This is a genomic window from Microbispora sp. NPDC049125 (assembly GCF_040802045.1).
Taxonomy (GTDB): Bacteria; Actinomycetota; Actinomycetes; order Streptosporangiales; family Streptosporangiaceae; genus Microbispora.
In genome coordinates, this window is the sequence record NZ_JBEZDW010000001.1 from 104,170 (window position 1) to 129,099 (window position 24,930).

Here is a 24,930-nt window from a genome sequence, read left to right on the forward strand (position 1 = left end):
GACTGTATGTAGATTTGTCCGTTCTGGTGATGGTGGCGGCGCTCAGAGTAGCCCACCGTGTGAACCCCCGGCATGATCCCCGCATCTAAAGGAGAGCCGAACACCTCGAAAGAAGCCGTGATGAAGACCCGTCCCGCTCTCGCCGTCCTCGCAGCCCTCCCGCTCGCCCTTGCCGCCGCGTGCTCGGGCACCGGTACGGCCGGGCCGTCGGAAACCGTGTCCGGCGGGCCGTCGCCCGCGCTCACCACCACCGCCACGCCCGCCGCCGTCTCCTCTCCCGCGTCGTCTCCCGCGGCCTCATCCGTCCCCTCGGACGGGACCTCCGGCGGGACGTCGGGCGAGCCGGCGCCGCCCACCTCGGCCGACGCGGTGAAGGTGGAGCGCGGCCCGGCCGAGCCGCCGCTGGTCACCGGGGTCAGGGTCGCCGCGCACGACGGCTACGACCGGGTCGTGGTCGAGCTCAAAGGGGCTATGACCGGCTACACGGCCGACTGGGTGGACAAGATCATCCAAGATGGGTCGGGCACCGTGGTGGACGCCACCGGTGGGGCGTACCTCCAGCTCACGCTCGCCCCCGCGAGCGCACACGACTTGGCGGGCAAGCCGACCTGGAAGGGCCCGCGAGAGGTGGCCGCGAACCTGCCGAACGTCACCCGCGTCGTCAACAACGGCGACTTCGAGGGCGTCGTGAGCATCGGCCTGGTGCTCGCCCGCAAGGCGCCGTTCAGGATCACCGAGCAGTCCGGGCCCACCCGCCTCGTGATCGACGTCGGGCACTGACACACTGGTCTGCATGGTCAGGAGGATCGACGCGCCAACCCGGGTGCCCGTGCCGGGCGGCAAGGTCATCGACGAGTACGTCGGACGTGTGAACAGCCAGGACGACCGGATCTCGATCGCCCGCATGGAGGCCCCGCCCGGCTGGGAGGAGCCCGCGCAGACGCCCGAGTTCGCCGAGTACACGCTGGTGCTGAAGGGCTCGGTCGTGATCGAGCACGCGGGCGGCACCACGGTGGTGGAGGCCGGCCAGGCGTTCGTCAGCGAGCCGGGGGAGAAGATCCGGTACAGTTCCGGGCCCTCCGGCGCTGAGTACGTGGCGGTCTGCCTGCCCGCCTTCTCCCCGGACACGGCCAACCGTGACGGGTGAGCCGGAGAAGATCGGCTGTCGGTGCCCCGGAATAGGATGCGAGACATGAGCTACGGCAGTGAGGAGGGCCGATGAGCAGGCTGCCCACCCTTGAGGAGATCCGCAAGGCTCCGAAGGTGCTGCTGCACGATCACCTGGACGGCGGTCTCCGTCCCGAGACGATCGTGGACCTCGCCCGCGACTGCGGCCACACGCTGCCCGCGACCGACCCGGGAGAGCTCGCGGCCTGGTTCAGGGCGGCGGCCAACTCCGGGTCGCTCGAGCGCTACCTGGAGACCTTCGCCCACACGGTCGGGGTCATGCAGTCCCGGGAGTCGCTCGTCAGGGTCGCCGCCGAGTGCGCGCAGGACCTGGCCGACGACGGCGTGGTGTACGCCGAGGTGCGGTACGCCCCGGAGCTGCACACCTCCGGCGGCCTCATGCTCGACCAGGTCGTCGAGGCCGTGCTCGAAGGCTTCCGGCTGGGTTCGTCCGGCCCCGACGGCAGGCCGCGCATCAGGGTCGGCACGCTGCTCACCGCCATGCGCCACCAGGCGCGATCCATGGAGATCGCCGAGCTGGCCGTGCGGTACCGGGACCTCGGGGTGGTGGGCTTCGACATCGCGGGCGCCGAGGCGGGCTACCCGCCCACCCGCCACCTGGACGCCTTCGAGTTCCTCCAGCGCGAGAACGCCCACTTCACCATCCACGCGGGTGAGGGGTTCGGGCTGCCGTCGATCTGGCAGGCCCTCCAGTGGTGCGGAGCCGACCGGCTCGGCCACGGGGTGCGCATCATCGACGACATCACCGTGTCGGGGGACGGGGAGGCCAAGCTCGGCAGGCTCGCCGCGTACGTCCGCGACAAGCGCGTCCCGCTGGAGATGTGCCCGACGTCGAACCTGCAGACGGGGGCCGCCTCGTCGATCGCCGAGCACCCGATCGGCCTGCTCCGATCGCTCCACTTCCGGGTGACGGTCAACACCGACAACCGGCTGATGAGCGGGACGAGCGTGTCGCAGGAGTTCGCCGCCCTGGTCGGCGCCTTCGGCTACGACTGGGACGACCTGCAGTGGTTCACGGTCAACGCGATGAAGTCGGCCTTCATCCCGTTCGACGAGCGCCTCGCCCTGATCAACGGCATGATCAAGCCCGGCTTCGCGCAGCTCAAGTGGCGCCCGTGAAGCAGCTCTACCGGTCCAAGGTCGCCCAGCTTTTCGGCTGGCTCTGGCTGGTGTTCGCCGTCCTGAACGTCTGGGATCTCATCAATCGCGGCACCATGCCGTCCGCGTTGATCGCGGGGGCGGCCCTCGGCGTCATCACGGTGCTGGTCTTCCTCATGGCGCTGCGCCCCGCGGTCATCGCGGAGGAGGGCGGCGTCCTGGTGCGCAACCCGCTCAAGAACGCGTACATCCCGTGGAGCGAGTTCGGCGATGTGATCGTGACCAGCTCGATCATCATCGAGTCGGGTCACACGACGGTCCGATGCTGGACTCCCCAGGCGACGGCGCGGGAGCGGGCCAAGGCCGCCGGCCGGGCCGCCAAGGCCGCCGCCTCGGCGAGCGCCTCCAAGGCGGACCGGGCCGCCGCCGAGCTCATCGGTTCCCGTACGCACGCCGACTGGGTGGCCCAGCAGCTCACCGAGATGAGCGTGTCGCGGCGGGAGACCTCGTCGGGCCAGACCCGCGTCACCTGGTCGCCCACCGCCCTGGCCGCCGTCGCCGTCGCGATCGTGCTGGTCGTGGTCACGTTCATCGTCGCCTGATCGCGCGCCGCCGCGTGCTCTGTTTAAGGAACTCCCTGTCGGTCTCGTTGAGACGAACCGAGGAGGATCATTTCCAGCACGCGGAGGCGGCTCGCGGGTAAGAAAAAGTCCCCGCCAGTCCCTTGGGACGACGGGGAGGAATCGCTTCGATCCTACAAGTCGTCGGCGGCCGGTGCCGGGCGAACCGCGCCTCAGCGAAGAGCGACGAGGAGAGCGGCAGGCCGCGGGGCCGAGGTCATCGGATGCCACGACGCACGGCACCGTGCTGGACGTGACTCGTGCCCACCGCTCATGGTGCCAGGAATCCAGCCCCTGCGGCGGCGTGGAGCGAGCGCCGGGTGAAGAAGACCGAGGCTTCGTGTGACAAGGTCTCGGCATGTCCGGCGGCGCTACGCCTGGACGCGGTTGCGGCGCCCGCCCTTGCCCGCCAGGACGGCGGCCGGCACCGGAATCCGCTTGGCCAGCTTGTAGGTCGTCATGGGGCTGCCGGAGACGAGCTCCTTGTAGATCATCGCGGACCTGCCGCTGAGGAACCAGCGGCGAGGGGTGTCGTCCGGGTGGGTGAACTGGATGACCGCGTCGCTCCGGCCGAGGCTGACCGGCTGGTGCAGGTAGCCGAACCGGAACGGCCGGGGCCGCCCGCCGCGCACCTCGCCGGCGACGCTCGCGCCCGCGTGCGCCCCCATCGGGATGCCGCTCTGGCAGGTGCCGTGGATCACGCCGTACGCCTGGCGGACCGCCGCGGCGTCCCCGATGGCGTAGATCGACGGGTGCGAGACCGAGCGCAGGGTGGCGTCCACCACGATCCTGCCGTGCTCGTCGGTCGCGATGCCCGCACCGGCGGCCAGCGGCGCGGCGCGCATGCCGGTCGTCCACAGGACCGCGTCGAAGGACAGGGACTCCCCGCCGGCCAGCTCGACGCCGCCCGGCAGCACCTTGGTGATCTCGACGCCCGCGCGGACCTCGACGCCCAGGCGCTCCAGCGCGCGCATGACGTACGCGCGGGCCTTGTCGCCCATCGTCGAGGCGGGCGGGGTGCGGCTCAGCATGACCACGCGGACGCCGGGGAACGACTCGGCGATCTCCGTGGCGGCCTCCAGGCCGGTGAGCCCGCCGCCGCACACCGCGACCGTGCCGCCGGTGGGCGCGATCTCGGCGAGCCGCGCGGCCAGGCGTCCCGCATGCTCCGGGTCGTCGAGGGTGAAGGCGTGCTCGGCCGCCCCCGGCACGGTGATCGTGTCGGCCGTGCTGCCGATCGCGTACACCAGCCTGTCATAGGGCAGGATCCGCTCGCCCTCGCCGGTCGCCACGACGACGCGGCGCTCGGCGGGGTCGATGCCGGTGGCCCATCCCTGGACGAACTCGACACCCGTGCCCGCGAGGACGTCGGGGATCTGGAAGTCCGCCAGCTGCTGCCCGGTGGCGATCTGGTGCATCCGCAGCCGCTCGGTGAACCTCGTCGAGGGATTGACCAGCGTTACGGCGCCGGCCCGCCGGGCGGCGGGCCCGCGCAGCCGCCTGGCGGCGGTGATGGCGGCGAGCATTCCGCTGTAGCCCGCGCCGAGCACGACGATGTGACTGGGACGGTTCGTGTCAGCCATGGCTGGCCCCTTCGGTCGTGCCGCTCCCTTGAGCGGCTCACGACAACGAGACGCAACCGGCCCCGCCGGATGTGACATCGGCGGGTGCGGCTCTCACAGACCGAGGACGGCGGCGAGATCCTTCCTGAGGGCGTCCAGATCCTCGGCGGCGCGGACGCGGGCGGCGGCGACGTCGTCCTCCACCGGGACGACGACCTCCAGGTAGCACTTGAGCTTGGGCTCGGTGCCGCTGGGCCGTACGACGACGCGGGCGTCGCCGGACAGGCGGTAGCGCAGGCCGTCGGTGGGCGGCAGACCGGCCGCCCCTTCGGCGAGGTCCTCGGCCGACTCCACCGTCCGGCCGGCCAGCTCCACCGGCGGGGTGGCGCGCAGCCGCTCCATGGCCCGTCCGATGAGCGACAGGTCCGCCACGCGGAACGAGAGCTGGCCCGTCGCGTGCAGGCCGTACCTGCGGGCCTGGTCGTCGAGCAGGTCGAGCAGCGTCCTGCCTTCGCGCTTGGCCGCGGCGGCCAGCCCGGCCACGGTCAGCGCCGTGCCGATGCCGTCCTTGTCGTGGACGGGCAGCCCGGCGTCCGACCCGACGCTGTAGCCCAGCGCCTCCTCGTATCCGAAGACCAGGCCAGGCCCCGTCTTCATGATCCATTTGAAGCCGGTGAGGGTCTCCGCGTACCGCACGCCGTGATCGGCGGCGATCTTCGCGAGCAGCGACGACGACACGATGGAGGTGGCGACCAGCCGGTCGGCGCCCGAGGTGTGCCGCAGCACGTGCTCGGCGATCAGGCCGCCGGCCTCGTCGCCGGTGAGCATGCGGTAGCCGCCGCCGGCCAGCCGCGCGCCGACGGCGCACCTGTCGGCGTCGGGGTCGTTGGCCAGCACGATGTCGGCGTGGGTCGCGGCGGCGAGCTCCAGCGCGAGGTCCATCGCGCCCGGCTCCTCCGGGTTGGGGAACGACACGGTGGGGAAGTCGGGGTCGGCGGCGGCCTGCCGGCCCACCATGACGGGGACTTCGAACCCGGCGGCGCGGAAGGCCTTGGACAGCGTCGCGCCGCCCACGCCGTGCAGCGGCGTGTACGCCACGGCGATGTCCCGCACGTCGCCGATCGGCAGCGTCGTGAGGGCCTTGAGGTACGGCTCGACGATGTCACCGTGCCCCAGCGTCGCCCAGCCCTCGCCGAGCGGCAGCTCGTCGACCCGGCCCACCGCGTCGATGGCCGCGGAGATCTCCTGGTCCAGCGGAGGGACGATCTGCGCGCCGTCACCCCAGTAGACCTTGTAGCCGTTGTCCCGCGGCGGGTTGTGCGACGCGGTGACCATGACCCCCGCGTCCGCCCCTAAGTGCCGTACGGCGAAGGCCAGCACCGGCGTCGGCCACTTGCCGCCCATCACCGACGCCCGCAGTCCGGCCCCGGTCAGCACGGCCGCCGTGTCGGCGGCGAACACGTCGGAGTTGTGCCGGGCGTCGTAGCCGATCACCACGTGCCTGCCCGGTCCGAGCACGCGGGCCAGCCCGGCGGCGGCCCGCATGACGGTGACGCGGTTCATCCGGTTCGGCCCGGCGCCCAGCTCGCCACGCAGCCCGGCGGTGCCGAACTCGAGCTTGGCCCCGAACCGGTCGGTCAGCGCGGCGAGATCCTCTTGTTCCAAGATGGCGTCCAGCTCCGCCCGGGTCACGGGGTCGGGGTCCTGGTCGCGCCACTCCTGGGCGAGCCGTACGAAGTCGGTGGGGGTCACGGGCTTCTCCCTGGCGCTTGCTAGAGCTTGTCGACGACCTTGGCGAGCAGGACGCCCATGCGGGCGGCCGTGGCGCGGCCCACCTCGAGGACCTCCTCGTGGTTCAGCGGCTCGCCGACCAGGCCCGCACCGGGGTTGGTGACCAGCGAGATGCCGAGCACGTCGGCTCCCGCCTCGCGGGCGGCGATCGCCTCCAGCACGGTGGACATGCCCACGAGATCCCCACCGAGCGCGCGGAGCATGCGGATCTCGGCCGGCGTCTCGTATGTCGGGCCGCGGAAGGCGACGTAGACCCCTTCGGCCAGCGACGGGTCCACCTCGCGGGCGAGCTCACGCAGCCGGGGCGAGTAGACGTGGGTGAGGTCCACGAAGGTGGCCCCGGTGATCGGGTTGCTCCCGGTCAGGTTGATGTGGTCGCTGATCAGGACCGGGTCGCCGACCTTCTGGGTCTCCGGCCGCAGTCCGCCGGCGGCGTTGGTCAGCACCACCGTCCGCACCCCGGCGGCGACGGCCGTGCGGACGCCGTGAACCACGGGTTCCACACCACGGCCCTCGTACAAGTGCGTGCGGCCCAGGAAGATCAGGGCGTCGCGGCCCGCGGCGGTCCGTACGGCCCGGACCGTTCCCGCGTGGCCGGCAACGGCGGGCGGGGAGAACCCGGGGAGCTTCGTCACCGGAAGCTCGGCGATCGTCTCGCCGATCGCGTCCGCGGCCGGCACCCATCCCGAGCCCATCACGAGGGCGAGATCGTAGGACGTGGTGCCGGTGAGGTTCCGCAGCGTGGTCGCGGCCTCCGCGGCCAGCAGGTATGGGTCGTTGGTCACTTTACTGAGCGTACAGAAGGGCATGAACCACCCCGGCCGCGCCGCCCGCCAGGATGAGTCAGGCGGCGTTCGGCCTGGTCCTCCACAGGGCGCGCACGCCACCGGCGGAGCCGGTGGCACCCTCGTCGGGGCCGTCGCTCACGTACCCGGGACGATCAGTCGCCCAGCGACTTGCAGGGGCGGGTGCGCAGCCCGGTGACGTAGTCGTCGGGGGCGCCCGCCTTCTCCGCCGCGTCGGCGAGGATGCCGAGATAGCGCGCCGACGGCAGGCCTCCCTCGTAGGAGTCGAGGACGTAGGACCACGCGAGCACGTCACCCTCCAGGGTCGCGACGCGCAGCCGCACCTTGCGGTAGATGCCGAGGTCGCTGCCCTGCCATCGGTCCAGGGTCGGCTCGTCCCACTCGGGCACGTCGTAGAGCACGACGAAGACCTGGTCGCCGGAGTCCTCGACGATGGTCGCGAGGGCGCCCTCCCAGCCGACGTCCTCGCCGCCGAAGGTCAGCCGCCAGCCCGGAAGCCAGCCGGTGCCTCGCATGGGGGAGTGTGGAGCCCACTCCGCCATCTGCTTGGGGTCCATATTGCTGCCGTAGGCCGCGTAAACAGGCACGGCACACAAGCCTAATCCAAGATCCCGAAACTTAGGCGAAAGATCGCCGGTGGTCTGTGACTGGAGAAAAACGTGTAGTCGGATGCTTACCGTGACCCTCCTCGGAAGAAGGTGCCGTTATGCGGGACAATGGAGCATGTGACGAGGATTGTGATCATCGGTGGTGGCCCTGGCGGATATGAGGCGGCGCTCGTCGCCGCCCAACTGGGGGCACAGGTGACCGTGGTCGAACAGGACGGCCCTGGCGGCGCCTGCGTCCTCACCGACTGCGTGCCGTCCAAGACGCTGATCGCCACCTCCGTACGCAAGCAGGCGCTGCTCGACGCCTCCTCGCTGGGCGTGCACTACAGCGGCGGAGCCGACGGGGACGTCGGCGGCGTCACCGCCGACATGCCGCTGGTCAACAAGCGGGTCAGGGAGCTGGCGCAGGCGCAGTCCGGAGACGTCGCCGCGCGGCTTGCGGCCGAGGGCGTCGAGGTCATCCGGGCGACCGGCCGTCTGGTGGACCCTCAGGTGGTCCGCGCGGGGGACCGCACGATCCGCGCCGACGTGGTCATCGTCGCCACCGGCGCCCACCCCCGCGTGCTGCCCGGCGCCGAGCCGGACGGCGAGCGCATCTTGAGCTGGCGGCAGCTGTACGACCTTCAGGAGCTTCCCGAACATCTCATCGTGGTCGGATCCGGTGTGACCGGCGCCGAGTTCGCCGGAGCGTACCAGTCCCTGGGGTCGGAGGTCACGCTCGTCTCCTCCCGGGACCGGATGATGCCGAACGAGGACGCCGACGCCGCCGAGGTGCTGGAGGAGGTCTACCGGCGCCGCGGCATGAACGTCATGGGCCGCTCGCGGGCGGCGTCGGTGAAGCGCACCGACAAGGGGGTCGTCGTCACGCTGGAGGACGGCCGGACCGCCGAGGGGACCCACTGCCTGATGACGGTCGGCATGGTGCCCAACACCTCGGGGATCGGGCTGGAGGACAACGGCGTGCGGCTCGACCGGGGCGGCTTCATCGAGGTCGACAAGGTGTCGAGGACGTCGGCCCCGGGCGTCTACGCCGCCGGCGACTGCACCGGAGTGCTGATGCTCGCGTCGGTCGCCGCCATGCAGGGCCGGATCGCGGTCTGGCACGCGCTCGGGGAGGCCGTGCAGCCCATGCGGCTGGCCACCGTCGCCTCCACCATCTTCACCGACCCCGAGATCGCCGCCGTCGGCGTGTCGCAGCGGCAGATCGAGGCCGGCGAGATCGAGGCGAACGTGGTCAAGCTGCCCCTGGCCACCAACGCCCGAGCCAAGATGCAGGGCTTCAACGACGGCTTCGTGAAGCTCTTCTGCCGTCCGAACACCGGCATCGTGCTCGGCGGGGTCGTGGTCGCCCCCCGGGCGTCGGAGCTGATCCTGGCCGTGTCGCTGGCCGTGCAGCACCGGCTGACCGTGGACCAGTTCGCCCACACGTTCGCCGTCTACCCGTCGCTGTCCGGCTCGATCACCGAGGCGGCCCGCCGCCTGATGTCACCGCAGACCGCCGGTATCTGACAGACGCGCCCGCACCTGGTCCAGGGCCCGCCGCCCCTGCTCCACGGCCGTGGCCACCCCCCGCAGCTCGTACGGCGTCTGGGCGACGTGGAGGACCTGCTTGGCCGCGTCGTAGGCGTCGAGCGCCGCCTGCCACTCGTGCGCGGGGCCGCTCAGCTGGTCGATCTTCATGTCGAAGTCGAGGGCGTCGATCTCCTCTCCGAAGCGGGTCACGTCCTCCTCGGCCGCGTGCCGGACGGCCGCCATCTCGGCGGCCGTCCGCGCCTTGCGCCGGTGGGTGACGCCCCAGACCAGCAGCGTCAGGCTCAGCCCGAACGCGCTGAGGATGACGAGCATGAGCCCGGCCGGGAGGCCGCCGCGCCCCGTGCCGCCTCCGATGCCGTCGCCTCCGGTGTCGTCGCCGGTGTCGTCGTCTGAGGTGTCCTCGCCCACGATGGCGTCCTCGGGGATGTTCTCGCCCTCGCCGCGGGCCCCGGTGAGGTTCACGTCGTCGGCCTGGACGAACGTGGCCTTGTCGATGTTCGCCCCGTGGAAGTCGGCTCCGTCGAGCTCGGCCTGGGTGAACTCCGCCTCGCGCAGGTCGGCGTCCTTGAGCACCGCGTGCTGGAGCTCGGCCTGGCCGAACTTGGCTTCCTTGAGCTTGGCCCGGGTGAAGTCTGCCGTGCGCCCCTTGATCTGGCCCAGCGTCCCGTCGCTGAGGTCGACGTCGACGAGCGTGGCGTCCGTGAAGTTGGCCTGGGTGAGCACCGCCCGGGTGAGGACGGCCTTGGTGAGGTCCGCGTGGGGGAACTGGGCCTGTCCCGCCTGCACGTCGATGAGGATCGCGCCGCGGAAGTCCGCCTGCTTGGCCCGCATCTGTCCGAGGTCCGCGTCGGTCAGGTCGGCCCCCCGCAGGTCGGCGTACTCCACATACGCCTGTGTGAGGTCGGCCTCCTTGAGGGAGGCGCCCCGCAGGATCGCACCGGTCAGGTCCTTCTGGGTGAGGTCCACCTCGTCCAGCTTGGCCCCGGTCAGGTCAGCGCAGCGCAGGTCGGGGGGGAGCGTCGCGCCGTTCGTGAGGTCCTTGCCGCGCAGTTTGGGGCCGCTGCCGGGCTTACAGGGGCCTGCCGCCGCCTCTACGGCGGTCGCCGGGACGAGCAGGAACAACAGGGTGAGGACGAGGGGGATGATGCGACGCAACGGGGGCCTCCTGAGGGAACGCCCCGAGTTTCTCATGCGATCTTGCGTATCACTTACAACCGGCCAACCGGCCCGGAGCCGCGGAATGGGCGGCGGGATGTCAGTGCTTCCGCTTGTCCGCGCGTCCACGGACGAAGGTCGTCTGGGGCATGTGGATCAGCCCGGCAGTGCGGGTTCCGATCAGGGAGGCGAGGGCCCGGGGGCGTCCGAGGGCTGGGCCGGAACGGGGTGTGGCCCCGCCCTCCAGGTGGAGGAGCGGGGCCACGAGGCCGGAAACCATGCCGTTGTCCTGGGGCCGTGGAGGCCGCCGGGGCGGTCTACCAGTCGCCGCCGCCGAAGTCCCCTCCGCCGAAGTCGCCGCCGCCCCAGTCGCCGCCTCCGCCGCCGAAGTCCCCTCCGAAGTCGCCGCCGCCACCGAAGTCCCCGCCGCCGGCGTCGATTCCTTCCTGGTAGCCGGATTCGTATCCGGCGCCGTAGCCGCCGTATCCGCCCCAGCCGCCGCCGAAGGCGTTGCCGAGCATCGTGCCGACGAGCATGCCGGTCAGCAGGTCGCCGCCGCCGAAGCCGCCGTAGTAGCCGTAGGCGTAGGGCTGGTAGGCCGGGCCGGCGTCCCAGTAGGGCCGGCGGTGGCCGTTGACCACGACCTCGCGCATCTGCGGGTCGAAGCCGCGCTCGACGGCCTCGGCGTCCGCGGCGCACGCGGGCACGTCGCGCACCGCGCCGCCGGGCGGGGCCCAGCGGACGTTGCGGACCGACGGGCCGTGCTGCGGGTTGAAGAAGCACGGGGCCAGCCGCTCGGGCAACGGCTGGTTGTTCACCCGCGCCTTGACGCATGCCAGGGCGTAACGGCCGTCCTCCAGCGACGAGGTGACGTTCCGGAGGTCGTCGGGGCGCTTGGCCGCCGCGAGCTCGGTCTTGGCCCGCTCGTAGGAGTCGAGCGCGCGCTGCCAGTCGGTGGTCGTCTCCGACTGCGGGAGCATCCTGACGTCCATGTCGAGCGCGGTGATCTCCTCACCGAACTTCGTGACGTCCTCCTCGACCGTCTGCTTGACGGCGGCGAGCTCGGCTGCCGCCTTCTCCTCACGCTTGCGCTTGCTGCGGCGAGCGAAGATCCACAAACCGGCACCTCCCAGCACCGCGATGCCCAGAATGCCGATCAGTACACCGGATCCGCCGCCTGAGCCGCCCTGGCTGCCCTTCCCCAGGGCGCCCTTCCGGTCTCCGGCCGCGAATTTGTCGACCCGGCTCACGAAGTCCTGCATGCCTGCGACGGGGTCGCGCGGGTTGTTGGCCACCGCGAGATTGGCGAGCTGCCCGGCGGCTCCCTGAGAGTTCTTCCCGAGCGCGCTCGACCCCGCGAACAGGTTGGTGCCGTCGAGCACGGCGACGGTCGCCGCCGACCGGCCCGCGTTGGTCAGCGCCTTGCCGAGCTCGGTGATGTACGCGCCCGCCTGCTGGCCGGACGTGATCGTCCCGTCAGGGAGGGCTACGACGTAGATCTTGGTGTTCGCGCCTTCGACTGCGTCGCGGATGCCCGACTGCTGATCCCGCGACAGGGATGAGCCGCTCTGGACGAACAGCGGGTCGCCGCCGTGCCAGGACGCCAGGACCGTGTTCGGGTCCGGAGGGGCCGCCGCGAGGGCGGACGGCGAAAGGGCGAACAGGGCGCACAGGCCGACGAGCAGCGTCGCCACGGCGGCTCCCACGCGGCCCAGCGGTTTGTTGATGGTCACGGCTTCAAGCCTCCTTCGCCCTTCAGGACGAACGGCGATGCGTGATTGTTCCTCTGCACAGCCACCGTATCCCGTCTGGCCGCGCCGCAACCGCGCTCGCATCCGCCTGTGGACGAAGGGCGGGCTCAGGCGTCCTTGATCTCGCAGATCACCGCGCCGGCGGTGACGGTCTGGCCCACGGCGGCGGCCAGGCCGGTCAGCGTGCCCGCCTTGTGGGCCGTGAGCGGCTGCTCCATCTTCATCGCCTCCAGCACCACGATCGTGTCCCCCGCCGCGACCGTGTCGCCCTCCGCCGCGACGACCTTGACGATCGTGCCCTGCATGGGGCTGACGAGCGAGTCGCCGCCCGCCGCCTTCCTGGCGCCGTTGGACCCGGCGCGCCTGGGCGCCTTCCTCGTCTCAGCCGGACGGCTCGCCGCGCCGAGCCCGGCGGGGAGCACGACCTCCAGGCGCTTGCCGCCGACCTCGACGGTGATGCGCTCCCGCTCGGCGGGCACGCCCCCGTCGACGTCCCCCTCGTACGGCGGGATCTCGTTGGCGAACTCGGTCTCGATCCAGCGGGTGTGGATCGAGAACGGCTCGCCGGTGAAGGCGGGGTCGTCCACGACGGCCCGGTGGAACGGCAGCACGGTCGGCATTCCATCGATCTCGAACTCGGCCAGCGCCCGCCGCGACCGCTCCAGGGCCTGCCTGCGGGACGCGCCGGTCACGATCAGCTTCGCCACCAGCGAGTCGAACGCCTGCGGGACGCTCATGCCGGTCTCGTAGCCGGCGTCCAGCCGTACGCCGGGGCCCGCGGGGACGCGCATCGACGTGATCGTCCCCGGTGCGGGCAGGAAGCCCCGGCCCGGGTCCTCCGCGTTGATCCGGAACTCGATGGAGTGGCCGCGGAGCACGGGGTCGTCGTAGCCCAGGGCCTCGCCCTCGGCGATGCGGAACATCTCGCGTACCAGGTCGACGCCGGCGACCTCCTCGGTGACCGGGTGCTCGACCTGGAGCCGGGTGTTGACCTCCAGGAAGGAGATCGTGCCGTCCTGGCCGACGAGGAACTCGCAGGTGCCCGCGCCGACGTAGCCGGCCTCGCGCAGGATCGCCTTGGACGACGAGTACAGCAGCTCGCGCTGCTCGCCGGACAGGAACGGCGCCGGCGCCTCCTCCACGAGCTTCTGGTGCCGCCGCTGGAGCGAGCAGTCGCGGGTGCTGACCACCACGACGTTGCCGTGCGTGTCGGCCAGGCACTGCGTCTCGACGTGGCGGGGGCGGTCGAGATAGCGCTCGACGAAGCACTCCCCTCGTCCGAAGGCCGTCACGGCCTCGCGTACGGCCGATTCGTAGAGGCCGGGGATCTCCTCGCGCGTCCTGGCGACCTTGAGGCCGCGGCCGCCGCCGCCGAACGCCGCCTTGATGGCGACCGGCAGCCCGTGCTCGTCGGCGAAGGCGATCACCTCGTCGACCCCGGAGACGGGGTCGGCCGTGCCGGCCACGAGCGGCGCGCCGACGCGCTGGGCGATGTGCCGGGCCTGGACCTTGTCGCCGAGCGCGATGATCGCCGCCGGCGGCGGGCCGATCCAGATCAGGCCCGCGTCCTCGACGGCCCGCGCGAAGTCGGCGTTCTCCGACAGGAATCCGTATCCGGGGTGAACGGCGTCCGCGCCGGTCTGCCGCGCGACGGCGAGGAGTTTGCCGATGTTGAGATAGGTGTCCGCGGGGCTCTGCCCGCCCAGCGCGTGCGCCTCGTCGGCCACCCGCACATGGAGGGCGTCCAGATCCTGGTCCGCGTAGACCGCGACGCTCGTCAGCCCGGCGTCCTGGCAGGCCCGTGCGATCCGGACGGCGATCTCGCCCCGGTTGGCGATCAGAATCTTCTGCACCGGCTTCTTTCCTTCCTCAAGGGCTGGCGAGCCTTCCTGGAGTGTAAGCGGGAGCCCACCGTCCGACATGACCACCCCCGGAGATTAGGACCCGTTAAATTCGCCGAAATGCCCCCTATAGGGGCCCCCGTCGTTATCGTGGACGCGGTTGACCATGAGACAAGAGGGACGAAAGGGGAAATAGGATGGGTGACAAGGTCGGCGGAATCCTGCCCGACATGGACAAGATGGCCCAGACCTTCCGCACGCAGTCCGACGCGGTGATCTCCGTCCAGAAGGCCCTGGACGCCGAGGCCAAGAAGATTCCGGCCTCCTGGTCCGGCCCCAACGCTCAGAAGTTCCTCGACGCGTGGGAGGGCTACAAGAAGACCTTTGAGAACGTCCAGCAGACCCTCATCGAGGCTCAGGACGGGATCAAGAAGAATCGCGAGGCGATCGCCGCCGCCACCGGCTCCTGATCCGTGGAGTCACGAGGGGGTCCGGCCTGACGGCCGCGACCCCCTCTTTTTTCTGCCACCTCGCACACGCCCCGCGGGTGTCGCCCGCCTCATCCGGGCAGGCCCTGACGTCAGGGCCGGGCGACCTGGATCTGCTCCCAGGCGCCGCCGAGCACGAGCAGGCCCCGCCCGGCCGGTCCCGTGCCGCCGGCGACGCTGCGCGGGAGCCGTACGCCGAGCAGGTCTCCCTGGCCCGGTGAGCTCGGGCGCAGCAGCAGGCCGCAGCGGGACTTCTTCATCGCCACGACCGGCCCCCGGTACATGGAGTCCAGATCGTCGGCGCTGCCCGCGCCGATCACCAGCGACCCCGTGTCGCGCAGCTCGGCGACGTGCTCGGTCACCCACTCCGCCAGCTCGCTGTCGCCTCCCAGCAGCTCCAGGTCGTCGATCATCAGCACGTGGCGGCCCTCGCCGATCGCCGCCTTGACCTCCTCGGGCGTCGAGTCGGCCGTGAACGAGCCCCGCACGCCGGGGCGTCCCGCGAAGTCGCGCAGGGGGCTGCGCCGGGGCGTGATGATCACGGCTTCGTACGACCGGTCGAGCAGCCAGGTCAGCATCGTGCACAGGGCCGTGCTGCGCCCGCTCTTCGGGGGGCCGCCGACGACGATGCCCGGGCCGTGCTCCTCGGCCTTGAAGTAGCGCGCTCCGAGCGTGTCGCCGCCCACGCCGAACAGGACGGCGTCCGCGGGGAGCGGTTCGTCGATCAGGGCGACGGCCTCCGCCAGGTCGAGGACGGGCGGCAGCGCGTCCACCCGGAAGGGCCGTGCCGCCCGGGGGAGGTCGCCCGCGCGTGCCCGTGCCGTACGGGCGATCTCGTGCAGGGCGGCCACCTGCGCCGTGCCGGCGGGATCGTCGGCGAGCAGGGCCACCTGCACCTCCCGGATGCCGGTGGCGGCGCGGAAACCGCGTCCCGGGGGGAAGTGCACCGGCACGTCCTTGGCCTTGATCCCGGCGTAGGAGTAGTCGATCGGGTCGGTGAGCTTGAGCACGAGCCGGTCGTCGAACTGCGTGGAGATCCGGCCGACCAGCGTCGACCGGTCGCCCGTCATCACGATCTTGACGCCCGCCCCGGCGCCTTCCTGGAGGATCTGCAGCCACTTGTCGATCAGCGTGCCGTTGTCGTACGACTCGAAGGCCGCCATGAAGCCCTCCCACCGGTCGAACAGCACCAGCAGGTACGGCAGGGGCCGGTCCGAGCCCGCCCGCTGCTCGGCCACGTCGGCGAAGCCCTGGGCCGCGAGGAGCTGCTGGCGGCGGGTGATCTCGTCGAGCAGACGGTCGGTGAGCCGGCCCAGCCGGTCGGGCGAGTCGCGGCCGACGACGGCGCCCGTGTGGGGGAGCCCGACCAGCGGGAGCAGGGCGTTGTTGCCGCAGTCGACGGCGTAGAGGTGGACGTCGCGCGGGTCGGCGTACCGGCCGACGGCCCCGGCGATCGCCCGCAGGACGGTGGATCTGCCGGTCCGGCTCGCGCCGCTCACCAGCAGGTGGCCGCCGGCGGCCAGGTCGTAGCACTCGGCGGCCCGCTGCTGCAGCGAGGGGATGTCCGCGAGCCCGAACGGCAGGCGTGTCCAGTCCTCCGCCGGCAGCGTGTCGAGGGTGAGCGTGTCGGGCAGCGGCGGCAGCCACGGGCTGCGCTGCCGCTCGGCGCCGAGCGCCCTGGCCGCCTGACCGATCGTGTCCACGAGGACGGCGAGGTCGGTGACCATCGTCGACTCCTCGCCGTCGTCGCCTGCGGCGGGCAGGGGCAGGCCGAGCCGCGGCCAGGTGAGCGGGAGCACCTGGACCGGCTCCGCCTTCGCGGGGCCGGTCCCGGGCCGCCGCCCCCCGATGCGGGCCGACTGCACGGCGTGCAGCGACGAGGCGCCGGAACGGACGTAGCAACGTCCGGGGGTGGACTTGGAGATCGACGCGGCGGCGGGGGAGTTGATCACGTCGCTCGACTCGGCGCCGCTGGTGACGCGCAGCGCGATCCGAAGGTTCGTGTTGGCCGCGATGTCGGGGGTGACCACGCCGGCGGGGCGCTGGGTGGCGAGGATCAGGTGGACGCCGAGTGAACGGCCCCGTCGGGCGATGTCGACCAGCCCGACCACGAAGTCGGGCAACTCCTGGACCATCGCCGCGAACTCGTCGATGACCAGCAGGAGCCTCGGCATGGGTTCGAGATCTTCGCCGCGGTCGCGCAGGTCGTTGTAGTCCTCGACGTCCTTGGCGTCGGCCCGCAGCAGCAGGTGCTCGCGCCGCTTCAGCTCGGCGGCGAGGGACTCCAGGGCGCGCTCGGTGAGATGGCCGTCGAGGTCGCTGACCATGCCGACCGTGTGCGGCAGCTTGGCGCAGTCCTTGAAGGCGCTGCCGCCCTTGTAGTCGATCAGCACGAACGTCATCTCGTCCGGCCGGTTGGCCACCGCCAGCGACGCGATGAGCGACTGGAGCAGCTCCGACTTGCCCGCGCCGGTCGTGCCGGCCACCAGGCCGTGCGGGCCGTCCAGGCGCAGGTCCACGAGGAACGGCCCGTCGGAGCCGACGCCGATCGGCACCTTCGTGGTCCGCCCCCGGCGCCAGAACGCCTCGATCTGCTCGGGCCGCGGGTCCGGCATGCCCAGCAGGTCGAGCAGCCGGGCCGAGCCCGGGATGGCGGAGTCGGCGTCCTGCCTGCTGACGTCCCTGACGGCGGCCATCGCCCTGGCCATGCGGTCGCACCAGCCGAGCGTGACCTGGTCCCCGATCACGTCGCCGGGCAGGTCGAGGCCGCCGCCGCGCAGCCGTACGAGCCAAGGGCGCTCGTAGTCGCAGACGGCCACGGCCGCGCACTCCTCGGGCAGCAGCCGCTGGTCGTCGTCCACACAGATGGCGTAGACCCCGGCGGTCGGGCCGAGCTGGAGCACCTGCGGCATCCCGGGCAGGCCGCGCAGCATCCGCGCGCCGTCCAGGACCACCAGGACGTTGTACGGCAGGGAGCTGGCGTAGCCCTGCGGCGAGTCGCCGAAGGCGGCGTCCTGCCGTCCGGCCCGGCGTTCGTTGATCTTGTTGACGAGCTCGGTGACCCTGCGGCCCGCGGACTCCGGGTCGGCCCCGACGAGCGCGACGCAGTCCTCGCCGTCGTGCGGGGCGCAGTGCGGCAGCCAGCGCACCCAGCTCCAGCTGCTCGCGGCCTCGGGGTCGGCCGAGAGCACGACGATGGCAAGGTCACGCGGGCTGTGGAGGGCCGCGGCTTGGGCCACGAGCCAGCGGGCCAGCGCCCGGGACGCCGGGCGGGAGCCGGTCACGCCCACCACGCCGAGCTGGGGGAGGGGCAGGGTCACGGGCACCGCGTGCGACATGGGGATCTCGGGCAGCTCCTTGGCCGAGGCTCCCATGCCCCGCTCGGCCACCAGCTCGATGTTGGCGGGCTGGTCGGCGAGGCCGACGCGCAGGTGAAGGGTGTCGGCGTCGTGGGCCCGGCGCTCCCACAGGCGGCGGCGCGGGCCGGTCGCGGTGAGCAGCACCTCGGCCGGGTCGGGGAACTCGGCCCTGCGCTCGGCCTGATCGACCCGGGTCAGCCGGTCGAGCTCGCCCGCGAAGGCGGCCTTCTTCTCGCGGTACTCCTTGAGCGCCTGGCGGTGCCGCTTCTTGCCGTACCGGCGGTCGCTCCACCACTGCCCGACCATCGACAGCGGGGTGAGCAGGGCCATGAGCAGGAAGAGCGGCTGATGGAACGCGATCGCCATGACGACGCCGCCGACGGCGAAGATGAGGGTGGAAAGCAGCTGCAACCGGTGGTGGTCCGGACGCGACGGCTCCACGGGCACCTCGACGGTGCGCGTACGCGACGGCCCGGCCAGCCGGGGCGGCCGGTTGTAGGCGAGCCCGCCGTCCGGCAGCGGCGTCAGGTGGGCGTCGGGTTTCTCGGGGACCCGGAGCGTGAAGACCGACGCCCCGGCGATCAGCACCCCGCCCTCGGGCCACGGCCGGGCCTCGGTGAGCGGACGGCCGTCGAGAGTGGGGGCCGCCGCCCCCGCCACGGGCTCCACCAGGGTCTCGTGGGCGGACACGTGCACGTGGACCGCGACCGGGGGCAGCAGCGGGTCGTCGACGGCGACGGTGGCGGCGGCTCCCAGCCCGGACGTGCCGAACCCGAGCCGGTGGACCGACCCGGCGGACGGCCCGCCGCAGACCCGGATCTCCACGATGCCGCTCGGCTCGCTGCGCCAGGTGGCGGCGGCCGCCGCCGAGTCGAGCGTCACCAGGTCGCCGTCCCGCAGGGCGGCGCCGACCGGGACGGCCGGGTCGAGCCGCCGGCCGTTGGCCCACATGTCCACCCGGGCGGGGATGCGGCCCTCGCCCCAGCGTGGATGGGGGACGACCTCGGCGAGCCGCTGGCCCGGCACGGTGAGGGAGCGGGCGAGCGCCTCCGCCAGGCCGCCGACCGTCGTGCGGTCGTCGCCGCTGGCGATCACGTCCGTCGGGCCGTCGCCGGTCAGCGCGGTGAGAGAGATGCGCACTTCGCCTCTTCCTAGGTCGAGGACGCCGCGCCCTGGCGGGGGCTGTCTCCAGCGGCGCTTCCGCTGTCATGGCTCCCGCGGCGTCCGAGTCCCCCCTTGGGTCCGCCCTTGGGTCCGCTCCCGGTGCCGCCCTGCGTGTCGCCGGCATCCGTGAACGGGCCGTACCCGGCGCCGATCTCCCCGGCCCGCGCGTCTGGTGAGCCGGTCAGCCCGGTTTGATCGGAAACATCCGTAGCATAGCCAACGTGATCCCGGCGTTCGGTGGAGTCGCCGGGGTGGCACCTGCTCGCGCTGGTCACGGAGGTGGCCGCGTCGGCCGACCTGACCGAAGGCGGGATGAACGGCACACCTGGGGGCTCAATTGGGGGCTCAATTGGGGGCTCAGTTGGGGGCTCAGTGAGCGGCCTTCTTGGCGTCCTCACGCAGCTTCGCGGCCGAGCGGCGCAAGTTGGCGGCGGCCGTCCGGCAGCTCTCGGACAGGGCGCCGGTCTCCGCCCTGCGCTCCCGCACGCCGCCGCTGAACCGGTCGGCCGCGGGGCCCGTCCAGACGGCGGCGCCCTTGGCGGTCACCGAGACGCCGTCCAGGAGGCCGCTGAGCTGCTGGGCCCAGCTGTCGAAGCGCGTCGCCAGGCGCTCCTTGTCCTCCGCCTGATGCAGCAGCGAGGCCTTGCTCGGGCCGGTTTCGTCGCGGGGCTCGGCCACGGTCAGCCTCCTCTGTCCTTCAGCGCGTCGATGATCGGTTCGAAGTAGAGGCCCTGGACCGCGTTGAGCAGCATGACCTCGTCCGCCTGGCTCAGCGGCGGCTTCCCGGCGTCGGCGAGGCGCTGCTTGAAGTGGTCGATCTGCTCCTGCGCGAGCGACTTGGCGAGGTCGCTCGCCTCCCCGTTGTCGTTGCCGTGATTGAACAAGCCGCCGATGACGGGAAGGCCGCTCAGCCATCCTCCGTCGTCCTTGTCGAGGTCCTTGGTGATCAGGTCTTCGAGCTTGCTCATTCCGAGGCCGTGGATCTCGCCGGGCACCGGCTCGACGATCTTGCCGATGGTGAAGTCCACCGGCATGAGGGCCAGCTGCACGGCGAGCTTGCGCTTGTCCTCGGCGCTCATGTCGAGCGCGTGGACGCCGCTGACCATCAGCCCGCCGATGCCGGCGGCCTCGGCCATCGCGAGGGTGAACTTCTCCCGGTCCGAGGGGTCGTTGAGGTTGCCCCCGCCGACGTCGAGTGTGCCGAGGTAGGTCGTGAAGGCGGCCACGACGGCGTCGCGGCCCTCCTTGCGCTGGAAGACGCCGGCGAACAGGTTCCCCAGCTCCTTCTCGTCCAGCCTGCCCCAGTCGCCTCCGGGGTTGAGCGTGGCCAGGGCCGGGTCGTGCCGCCAGGCCTGGAGCCGGGACAGCTCGGGCAGGTACTTCCCCAGGTGCTCGGTGAAGATGTGGTTGACCTGATCGTCGTTGAGGATCGCAGGCGGCTTGCCGCCGTGGGCGAAGATGTCCGCGATCTCTTGGAAGGCCGCCTTGCCTTTCTCCGGATCGTTGAGCTCTCGCTCGAGGGCGGTCACGAAGACTTGCTTGAGTTCGGGATCCCTCGACAGCGTGTGCCATCCCGCCTCGCCGCCGTACACCCGGGCGACGTTGAAGAACGCGGCACGCCGCTGGGCGTCGGTTCCGGTGCCGGGCGCGATCGCGCTCTGGAGCGCCTTGACCAGCAGAGCGTGGACCCCCGGGGAGGCGTGGTCGCCGCTGACGGCCGGCTGCAGGAGAAGCTCGGCGTTCTTCGGGTCCTTGGCGAGGAGCTGCTGGAGCGCCTCGGGGTCGGCTGTGAGCGCCTGCAGGAACCAGTGCAGCCGCCAGTTGTCGCCGCCCGGCACGGAGGTGGTCGCCGACAGCAGGTACTGCCCCGTGTCCAGCAGGAACTGTCTCGACTGCGGCGCCGCCGCCAGCAACGCCGTGAGGAGGTCCGGGCCGCCGCTCTCCACCAGGAGCTTGTGCAGGGAGGGGGCCAGGCCCGCGGCGTCCGCTGTGGTGAACGCCTGGATCAGCGGCCCCAGGTCGGTCTTGAAGCGCTCCAGATCCTCAGGGGTGAGCCCGACGCCCTGGGGGTTCTTGTCGCTGTCGAGCACCAGCGAGAAGACCCCGTGTGCGGCGGCGGGGGTGAGCCCGTTCAGGAAGCCGGCGGCGTACTCCGGGTCGCCTGTCGCGTTCGCCGCCTTGAGCGCCTCCATGAGCTTGTCCCGGGTGTCTGCGTCCCGCGCCCTGTCGTAGGCGTCGTAGGCCTCTTTGAGCTTCTTGCCCGCCTCTGCTCCGGCGTTGCGCGCCTGGTCAGGGGTGTCGAAGACGAAGGTGGCCGAGCGGAAGCCCCCGGCCCCGACGGTGTTGCCGGGCACCGAGGTGATCGTCTGGATCCGCCACTTCAGGTCGCGCTGCGCGTCGGTCAGGAAGGATCCCGACCGGTTCAGCGCCTCGGCGCCCCCGGCCGCCGCGGGGTAGTCCGTGCCGGCCTGGCCGATGCCCTCGGCGAGCGCGGCCTTGATCGTGGACACCTGGGAGAGCACGGTGCCCATCGTGGTGCACAACGCGCGGGCGCCCCCGGGTTCGAGGCCGACGAACTCACCCATGGGGTCTGGGCCCGCCTTCGGCGCCTGTGCCGTCGGCGGCGATCTCGGTCAGGAAGGCCACGATGTCGGCCTTCTCCTCCTCCGTCAGGTCACCGGTGGCGAGGGGGGTCAGGTCCTCCACCTGCGCCGGCTCGTCGCCAGGCGGATGGGCGGCCTCGATCAGGATCCACCTGGCCCCCGGGACGCCGTCGTCCTCCCCGGCCTGGGTGGCGGCGCGGTCCGCGTCCCATACGGCGTCGGCGGCGTCCTCGTCGCCGCTGAAGTGCCAGCCGGTCAGGGGCAGCCGGGCCGCGAGCCGGGCCACCACGTCCTGGGCGTCGTCACCGGGCAGCTCGCCCACGACCGCCGCGTTCAGCCAGCAGCCGGGGAACTTGTCGTACCGCTCCGGCTTCCCGCGGCCGGCCCCCGGCGCCTCCAGCGCGGACAGCACCTGGTCGAGCACGGCCGCCGTCGCGGCCGGCCCGTCCGCGCGCGCGATCACCGTGACGTTGACTCGCCTGCTCATCCGTGCGTGACCCTTCCCGTTCCCCATTCGACGTTGAGGTGGCTCCCGTCGCCGGTCAGGGTGGAGATCCCGCCCTGGCCCTTCACCTGCACGTCCCACTCGTACGGCTGGCCGCCGCGGCCGGGGCCCTTGTGCCACACGTTGCCATAGGCGTCCACGAAGCCCTCGCGGCCGTTCAGTACGTCCTTCTGCGGATTCCTGGGATTCCAGTTCTTCGGCGGGACGAACGGCACCGGGCCGTCGGTCGGGAGGTTGAGGCTCTTGGCCTTCTCCGCCCACCTCGGGTACCGGGCGTACAGCTTCTCGGCGTCGGTGTGCAGCCGGTTGACCACGCCGAGGGCGTCGAGCAGCTTGCCCGGGTTGTTCTTGAGCACGACCTTGACGGTGTTCTTCAGGTCCTCGAAACCCTTGGTGATCGCCTCGACGTACTGCTGCAGCTTGGTCAGGTCGCCGAGCGCGTCGTCGGGCACCTTGAAGAAGATCTTGAGCGCGGGGTAGACCTTGATCAGCTTCAGGAAGGTCTGGATCGGCTTGGCGGCGGCGTCCCCGAAGTAGGGGATCATCGCGGCCGCCGACAGCAGCGCGCCCTTCCAGTCGCCCTGCCCGAGCGCCATCAGGCCGGACACGCCGTCAGAGATCGGCGTCGGGTCGAAGATCCCGGCCAGGTCGGCGCACAGCTGCGCCGCGTCGTACCAGGTCATGCCGCCTTCGGGCAGCAGGTCCTCGGTGTAGGTGCCCTTGAAGAACCGCTGGACGACGTCGACGAACGCGTTCTCGACCCCGGGGAAGGCGAAGCGCTCACCCGGGTGGGCGCCCACGGTCTGGAACAGCCGCAGGGCGAGCTGGTCGGCCGGGTTGACCCAGCTCTGGTCGCCGGGAGGCCGGCTGCGCTCGAAGACCTCGGCCGCGTCCACGGTGGCGGCCTTCATGAACGCGCCCAGCGGGTCGCCCAGCTTGGGGTTGGTGGTGTTGGTCCAGCCCGGCAGCTTGCCGTACGCCATGTTGTTGATCAGGTCGAAGTTCTCGCTGTAGAGCTGGTGCGCGGCCAGGGGGTTGTGCGAGATCCCGTCGAGGATCTGGGCGGTGAGCACGTTCCCGCCGCCGAGCTGGCTGCCCTTCAGTGCCCGGTTGCCGATGTTCACCAGGGTCTTCGTGTCCCACACGCCGTACTGGATCAGCGCGGCGACCGTGTAGAGGTCGGGGCCCTGTCCGCTGGTGGTGAACTTCTCCAGCCAGGCGTCGTCGATAACGCCCCGGTGGCTGGCCACGCCCATCAGCGTGGCGAACGCCTTGAGCCGCTCCTCGTGGCCCTGCTCGCCCCACGTGCGCAGCCGGCCCGCGATCCAGGCGGCCTTCTCCGGGCCGAGCGCCTTGAGGAACGCCTCGGCGAAGTCGGGGTCGTTCTGGTACTTGACGATCTGGTCCCAGACGTCGTCGGGGAAGCCGCCGGGCTGCTGGTACTTGCCGGCCAGCTCCTTGGCCTTCGCCTCCGCCTCGGCCTTGCTCGCGAACAGGCCCGTCCACTCCGTCTGCACCATCGGCGAGGTGAAGCCGTACTGGCCGTTCTCCTTGAGGAGCTGCTCGGCCATGCCCTGACGCCGGTTCAGCATGGGCAGCTCGCCGCCGACCCAGGCGGCGACCCCGGTGAGCGTGGTGATCGGCTTGGTCGACAGGCCGACCTTGTCGAACTCCGCCTTCAGCCCCGGAATCCGGCTCTCGACCAGGCTCTTCGCGTTCTCCAGATCCTTGATCATGGCGCGCATGAGCGCGGGATCGATCCCGGCGAACTCCTGACCGTCGTCGTCACGTGGTGCCATCGCTCCGGAAACCCCAGTCGTTCGCGGCCCTCGACGTGCCCGCCGAACTCCCCCCGCTTCGGCCTGGTCGGCGGAAAACATCCGTAGCATAGCCACTTGATCCGCTCGCCTGCCCCGGAAAACGCACAGACCCGTCGTCGGTGGTCAATCGAGGCGCATGGACCTGCTCAGCTTCTCCCAGCGCTCCAGATCGTCCGCCAGCAGCCGGTGGTGGGCGCGGATGGCGTCCACCGCGTCGTCGCCGAGCGCGAGCCGCAGCGGAGGGTCGCCGGAGTCGAGCACCTCGACGATCGCCCGCGCCGCCCTGGCCGGGTCGCCCGGCTGCGTTCCGTCCATCCCGTCGACCGCGGCCCGCGTCGCGGCGGTCGAGACCCGGTAGGCGTCGATCTCCCGCGAGCGGTGCATGCGGTGCCCGCCGAACTCCGTGCGGAAGGCCCCCGGCTCCACGATCAGGACCCGTACGCCGAACGGCGCGACCTCCGCGGCGAGCGCCTCCGAGAGCCCCTCAAGGGCGAACTTCGCCGCGCAGTACGCGCCGAAGCCGGGCATGCTGAGCTGCCCGCCCATCGAGCTCATCTGCACGATCGTCCCGCCGCCCCGCTCGCGCAGGTGCGGGAGGACCGCCTTGGTGACGGCGACCGCCCCGAAGAACATGACCTCCATCAGCGCCCGCAGGTCGGCCATGTCCAGCTCCTCGACCGCGCCAACCGATCCGTGGCCGGCGTTGTTCACGACCACGTCGATCCGGCCGAACGCGGCCAGCGCCCGTGCCACCGCGGCGTCGGCCGCCGCCGGGTCGGTGACGTCGAGTGCCGCCGTCAGCACCCGGTCGCCGCCTGCGGCGGCCAGGTCCGCCAGCGTCTCGGGGCGGCGCGCCGTCGCGACGACGCGGTCGCCCGCCTCCAGCGCGGCCTGGGCCAGGTGACGGCCGAACCCCGCCGAGCAGCCTGTGATCAGCCAGACCCGTTCCTGTCGCTCGGGCATCGTCGTGTCCTCCCTCCGATGGTGTCCCCTGTGGACGCGGACCACTGTGCCGCCGGTGCGGCCGGCGCGGCCAAC

Annotated in this window: 19 protein-coding genes; 6 read left to right on the forward strand and 13 right to left on the reverse strand. The window is 71.8% G+C overall.

Features of this window, described 5'->3' with window-relative positions; all coding sequences use genetic code 11:
* Positions 1-120 precede the first annotated feature (120 nt).
* The 4 genes from AB0B72_RS00445 to AB0B72_RS00460 all read left to right on the forward strand — a co-directional run bounded on the left by AB0B72_RS00445 (position 121) and on the right by AB0B72_RS00460 (position 2,888).
* Positions 121-780 (forward strand): hypothetical protein, encoded by a 660-nt coding sequence (locus AB0B72_RS00445; RefSeq protein ID WP_367736092.1) that lies wholly within the window; start codon positions 121-123, stop codon positions 778-780.
* A gap of 13 nt (positions 781-793) precedes the next feature.
* Positions 794-1,147 (forward strand): cupin domain-containing protein, encoded by a 354-nt coding sequence (locus AB0B72_RS00450; protein ID WP_367736093.1) that lies wholly within the window; start codon positions 794-796, stop codon positions 1,145-1,147.
* 71 nt (positions 1,148-1,218) lie between these two features.
* Positions 1,219-2,307: an adenosine deaminase gene (locus tag AB0B72_RS00455; protein WP_367736094.1), complete on the forward strand. Its 1,089-nt coding sequence runs from the start codon at positions 1,219-1,221 to the stop codon at positions 2,305-2,307.
* A complete protein-coding gene (locus tag AB0B72_RS00460; protein WP_367736095.1) occupies positions 2,304-2,888 on the forward strand; it encodes a hypothetical protein in 585 nt (194 codons plus the stop codon). Before AB0B72_RS00455 ends, AB0B72_RS00460 begins: the two co-directional genes overlap by 4 nt.
* A 389-nt stretch (positions 2,889-3,277) precedes the next feature.
* Here AB0B72_RS00460 and AB0B72_RS00465 read toward each other — a convergent pair whose 3' ends face one another.
* The 4 genes from AB0B72_RS00465 to AB0B72_RS00480 all read right to left on the reverse strand — a co-directional run bounded on the left by AB0B72_RS00465 (position 3,278) and on the right by AB0B72_RS00480 (position 7,652).
* Positions 3,278-4,489: an NAD(P)/FAD-dependent oxidoreductase gene (locus AB0B72_RS00465; protein ID WP_367736096.1), complete on the reverse strand. Its 1,212-nt coding sequence runs from the start codon at positions 4,487-4,489 to the stop codon at positions 3,278-3,280.
* Between the two features lie 93 nt (positions 4,490-4,582).
* On the reverse strand, positions 4,583-6,220 hold the full coding sequence (locus tag AB0B72_RS00470) for a phospho-sugar mutase (protein ID WP_367736097.1): 1,638 nt from the start codon (positions 6,218-6,220) through the stop codon (positions 4,583-4,585).
* Between the two features lie 20 nt (positions 6,221-6,240).
* On the reverse strand, positions 6,241-7,044 hold the full coding sequence (locus tag AB0B72_RS00475; RefSeq protein ID WP_367736098.1) for a purine-nucleoside phosphorylase: 804 nt from the start codon (positions 7,042-7,044) through the stop codon (positions 6,241-6,243).
* 155 nt (positions 7,045-7,199) lie between these two features.
* Entirely contained in the window at positions 7,200-7,652 is a 453-nt protein-coding gene (locus AB0B72_RS00480) for a gamma-glutamylcyclotransferase (protein WP_367736099.1), read from the reverse strand.
* A 129-nt stretch (positions 7,653-7,781) separates the two neighbouring features.
* On the opposite strand from AB0B72_RS00480, the gene AB0B72_RS00485 reads away from it, so the two are divergent.
* Positions 7,782-9,182: an NAD(P)H-quinone dehydrogenase gene (locus tag AB0B72_RS00485; RefSeq protein WP_367736100.1), complete on the forward strand. Its 1,401-nt coding sequence runs from the start codon at positions 7,782-7,784 to the stop codon at positions 9,180-9,182.
* Here the strand turns inward: AB0B72_RS00485 and AB0B72_RS00490 are convergent.
* The 3 genes from AB0B72_RS00490 to AB0B72_RS00500 all read right to left on the reverse strand — a co-directional run bounded on the left by AB0B72_RS00490 (position 9,159) and on the right by AB0B72_RS00500 (position 13,965).
* Positions 9,159-10,361, reverse strand: a complete 1,203-nt coding sequence (locus tag AB0B72_RS00490; RefSeq protein WP_367736101.1) for a pentapeptide repeat-containing protein — start codon at positions 10,359-10,361, stop codon at positions 9,159-9,161. The genes AB0B72_RS00485 and AB0B72_RS00490 overlap by 24 nt on opposite strands.
* A 317-nt stretch (positions 10,362-10,678) precedes the next feature.
* On the reverse strand, positions 10,679-12,094 hold the full coding sequence (locus AB0B72_RS00495) for a hypothetical protein (RefSeq protein ID WP_367736102.1): 1,416 nt from the start codon (positions 12,092-12,094) through the stop codon (positions 10,679-10,681).
* Between the two features lie 125 nt (positions 12,095-12,219).
* Complete coding sequence (locus AB0B72_RS00500; RefSeq protein ID WP_367736103.1) at positions 12,220-13,965, reverse strand: biotin carboxylase N-terminal domain-containing protein; 1,746 nt, start codon at positions 13,963-13,965, stop codon at positions 12,220-12,222.
* A 185-nt stretch (positions 13,966-14,150) separates the two neighbouring features.
* Between AB0B72_RS00500 and AB0B72_RS00505 the strand changes: the two genes are divergently transcribed.
* A complete protein-coding gene (locus AB0B72_RS00505; RefSeq protein WP_036328258.1) occupies positions 14,151-14,423 on the forward strand; it encodes a WXG100 family type VII secretion target in 273 nt (90 codons plus the stop codon).
* 110 nt (positions 14,424-14,533) lie between these two features.
* Here AB0B72_RS00505 and AB0B72_RS00510 read toward each other — a convergent pair whose 3' ends face one another.
* The 6 genes from AB0B72_RS00510 to AB0B72_RS00535 form a co-directional block, all read right to left on the reverse strand.
* A complete protein-coding gene (locus AB0B72_RS00510; RefSeq protein WP_367736104.1) occupies positions 14,534-18,940 on the reverse strand; it encodes an FtsK/SpoIIIE domain-containing protein in 4,407 nt (1,468 codons plus the stop codon).
* A 393-nt stretch (positions 18,941-19,333) separates the two neighbouring features.
* Positions 19,334-19,642, reverse strand: coding sequence for a hypothetical protein (locus tag AB0B72_RS00515; RefSeq protein ID WP_367736105.1), 309 nt, complete (start codon positions 19,640-19,642; stop codon positions 19,334-19,336).
* Between the two features lie 2 nt (positions 19,643-19,644).
* A complete protein-coding gene (locus tag AB0B72_RS00520) occupies positions 19,645-21,549 on the reverse strand; it encodes a hypothetical protein (RefSeq protein WP_367736106.1) in 1,905 nt (634 codons plus the stop codon).
* Positions 21,542-22,054 carry a hypothetical protein gene (locus tag AB0B72_RS00525; protein ID WP_367736107.1) on the reverse strand — a complete coding sequence of 171 codons (513 nt, stop codon included), beginning with the start codon at positions 22,052-22,054 and terminating at the stop codon, positions 21,542-21,544. The genes AB0B72_RS00520 and AB0B72_RS00525 overlap by 8 nt, the downstream gene beginning before the upstream one ends.
* The gene (locus AB0B72_RS00530; RefSeq protein WP_367736108.1) at positions 22,051-23,871 is read right to left on the reverse strand and encodes a polymorphic toxin type 17 domain-containing protein; all 1,821 of its coding nucleotides are present in this window, start codon (positions 23,869-23,871) and stop codon (positions 22,051-22,053) included. The genes AB0B72_RS00525 and AB0B72_RS00530 overlap by 4 nt, the downstream gene beginning before the upstream one ends.
* Before the next feature lie 144 nt (positions 23,872-24,015).
* Positions 24,016-24,855, reverse strand: coding sequence for an oxidoreductase (locus AB0B72_RS00535; protein ID WP_367736109.1), 840 nt, complete (start codon positions 24,853-24,855; stop codon positions 24,016-24,018).
* Positions 24,856-24,930: the final 75 nt, after the last annotated feature.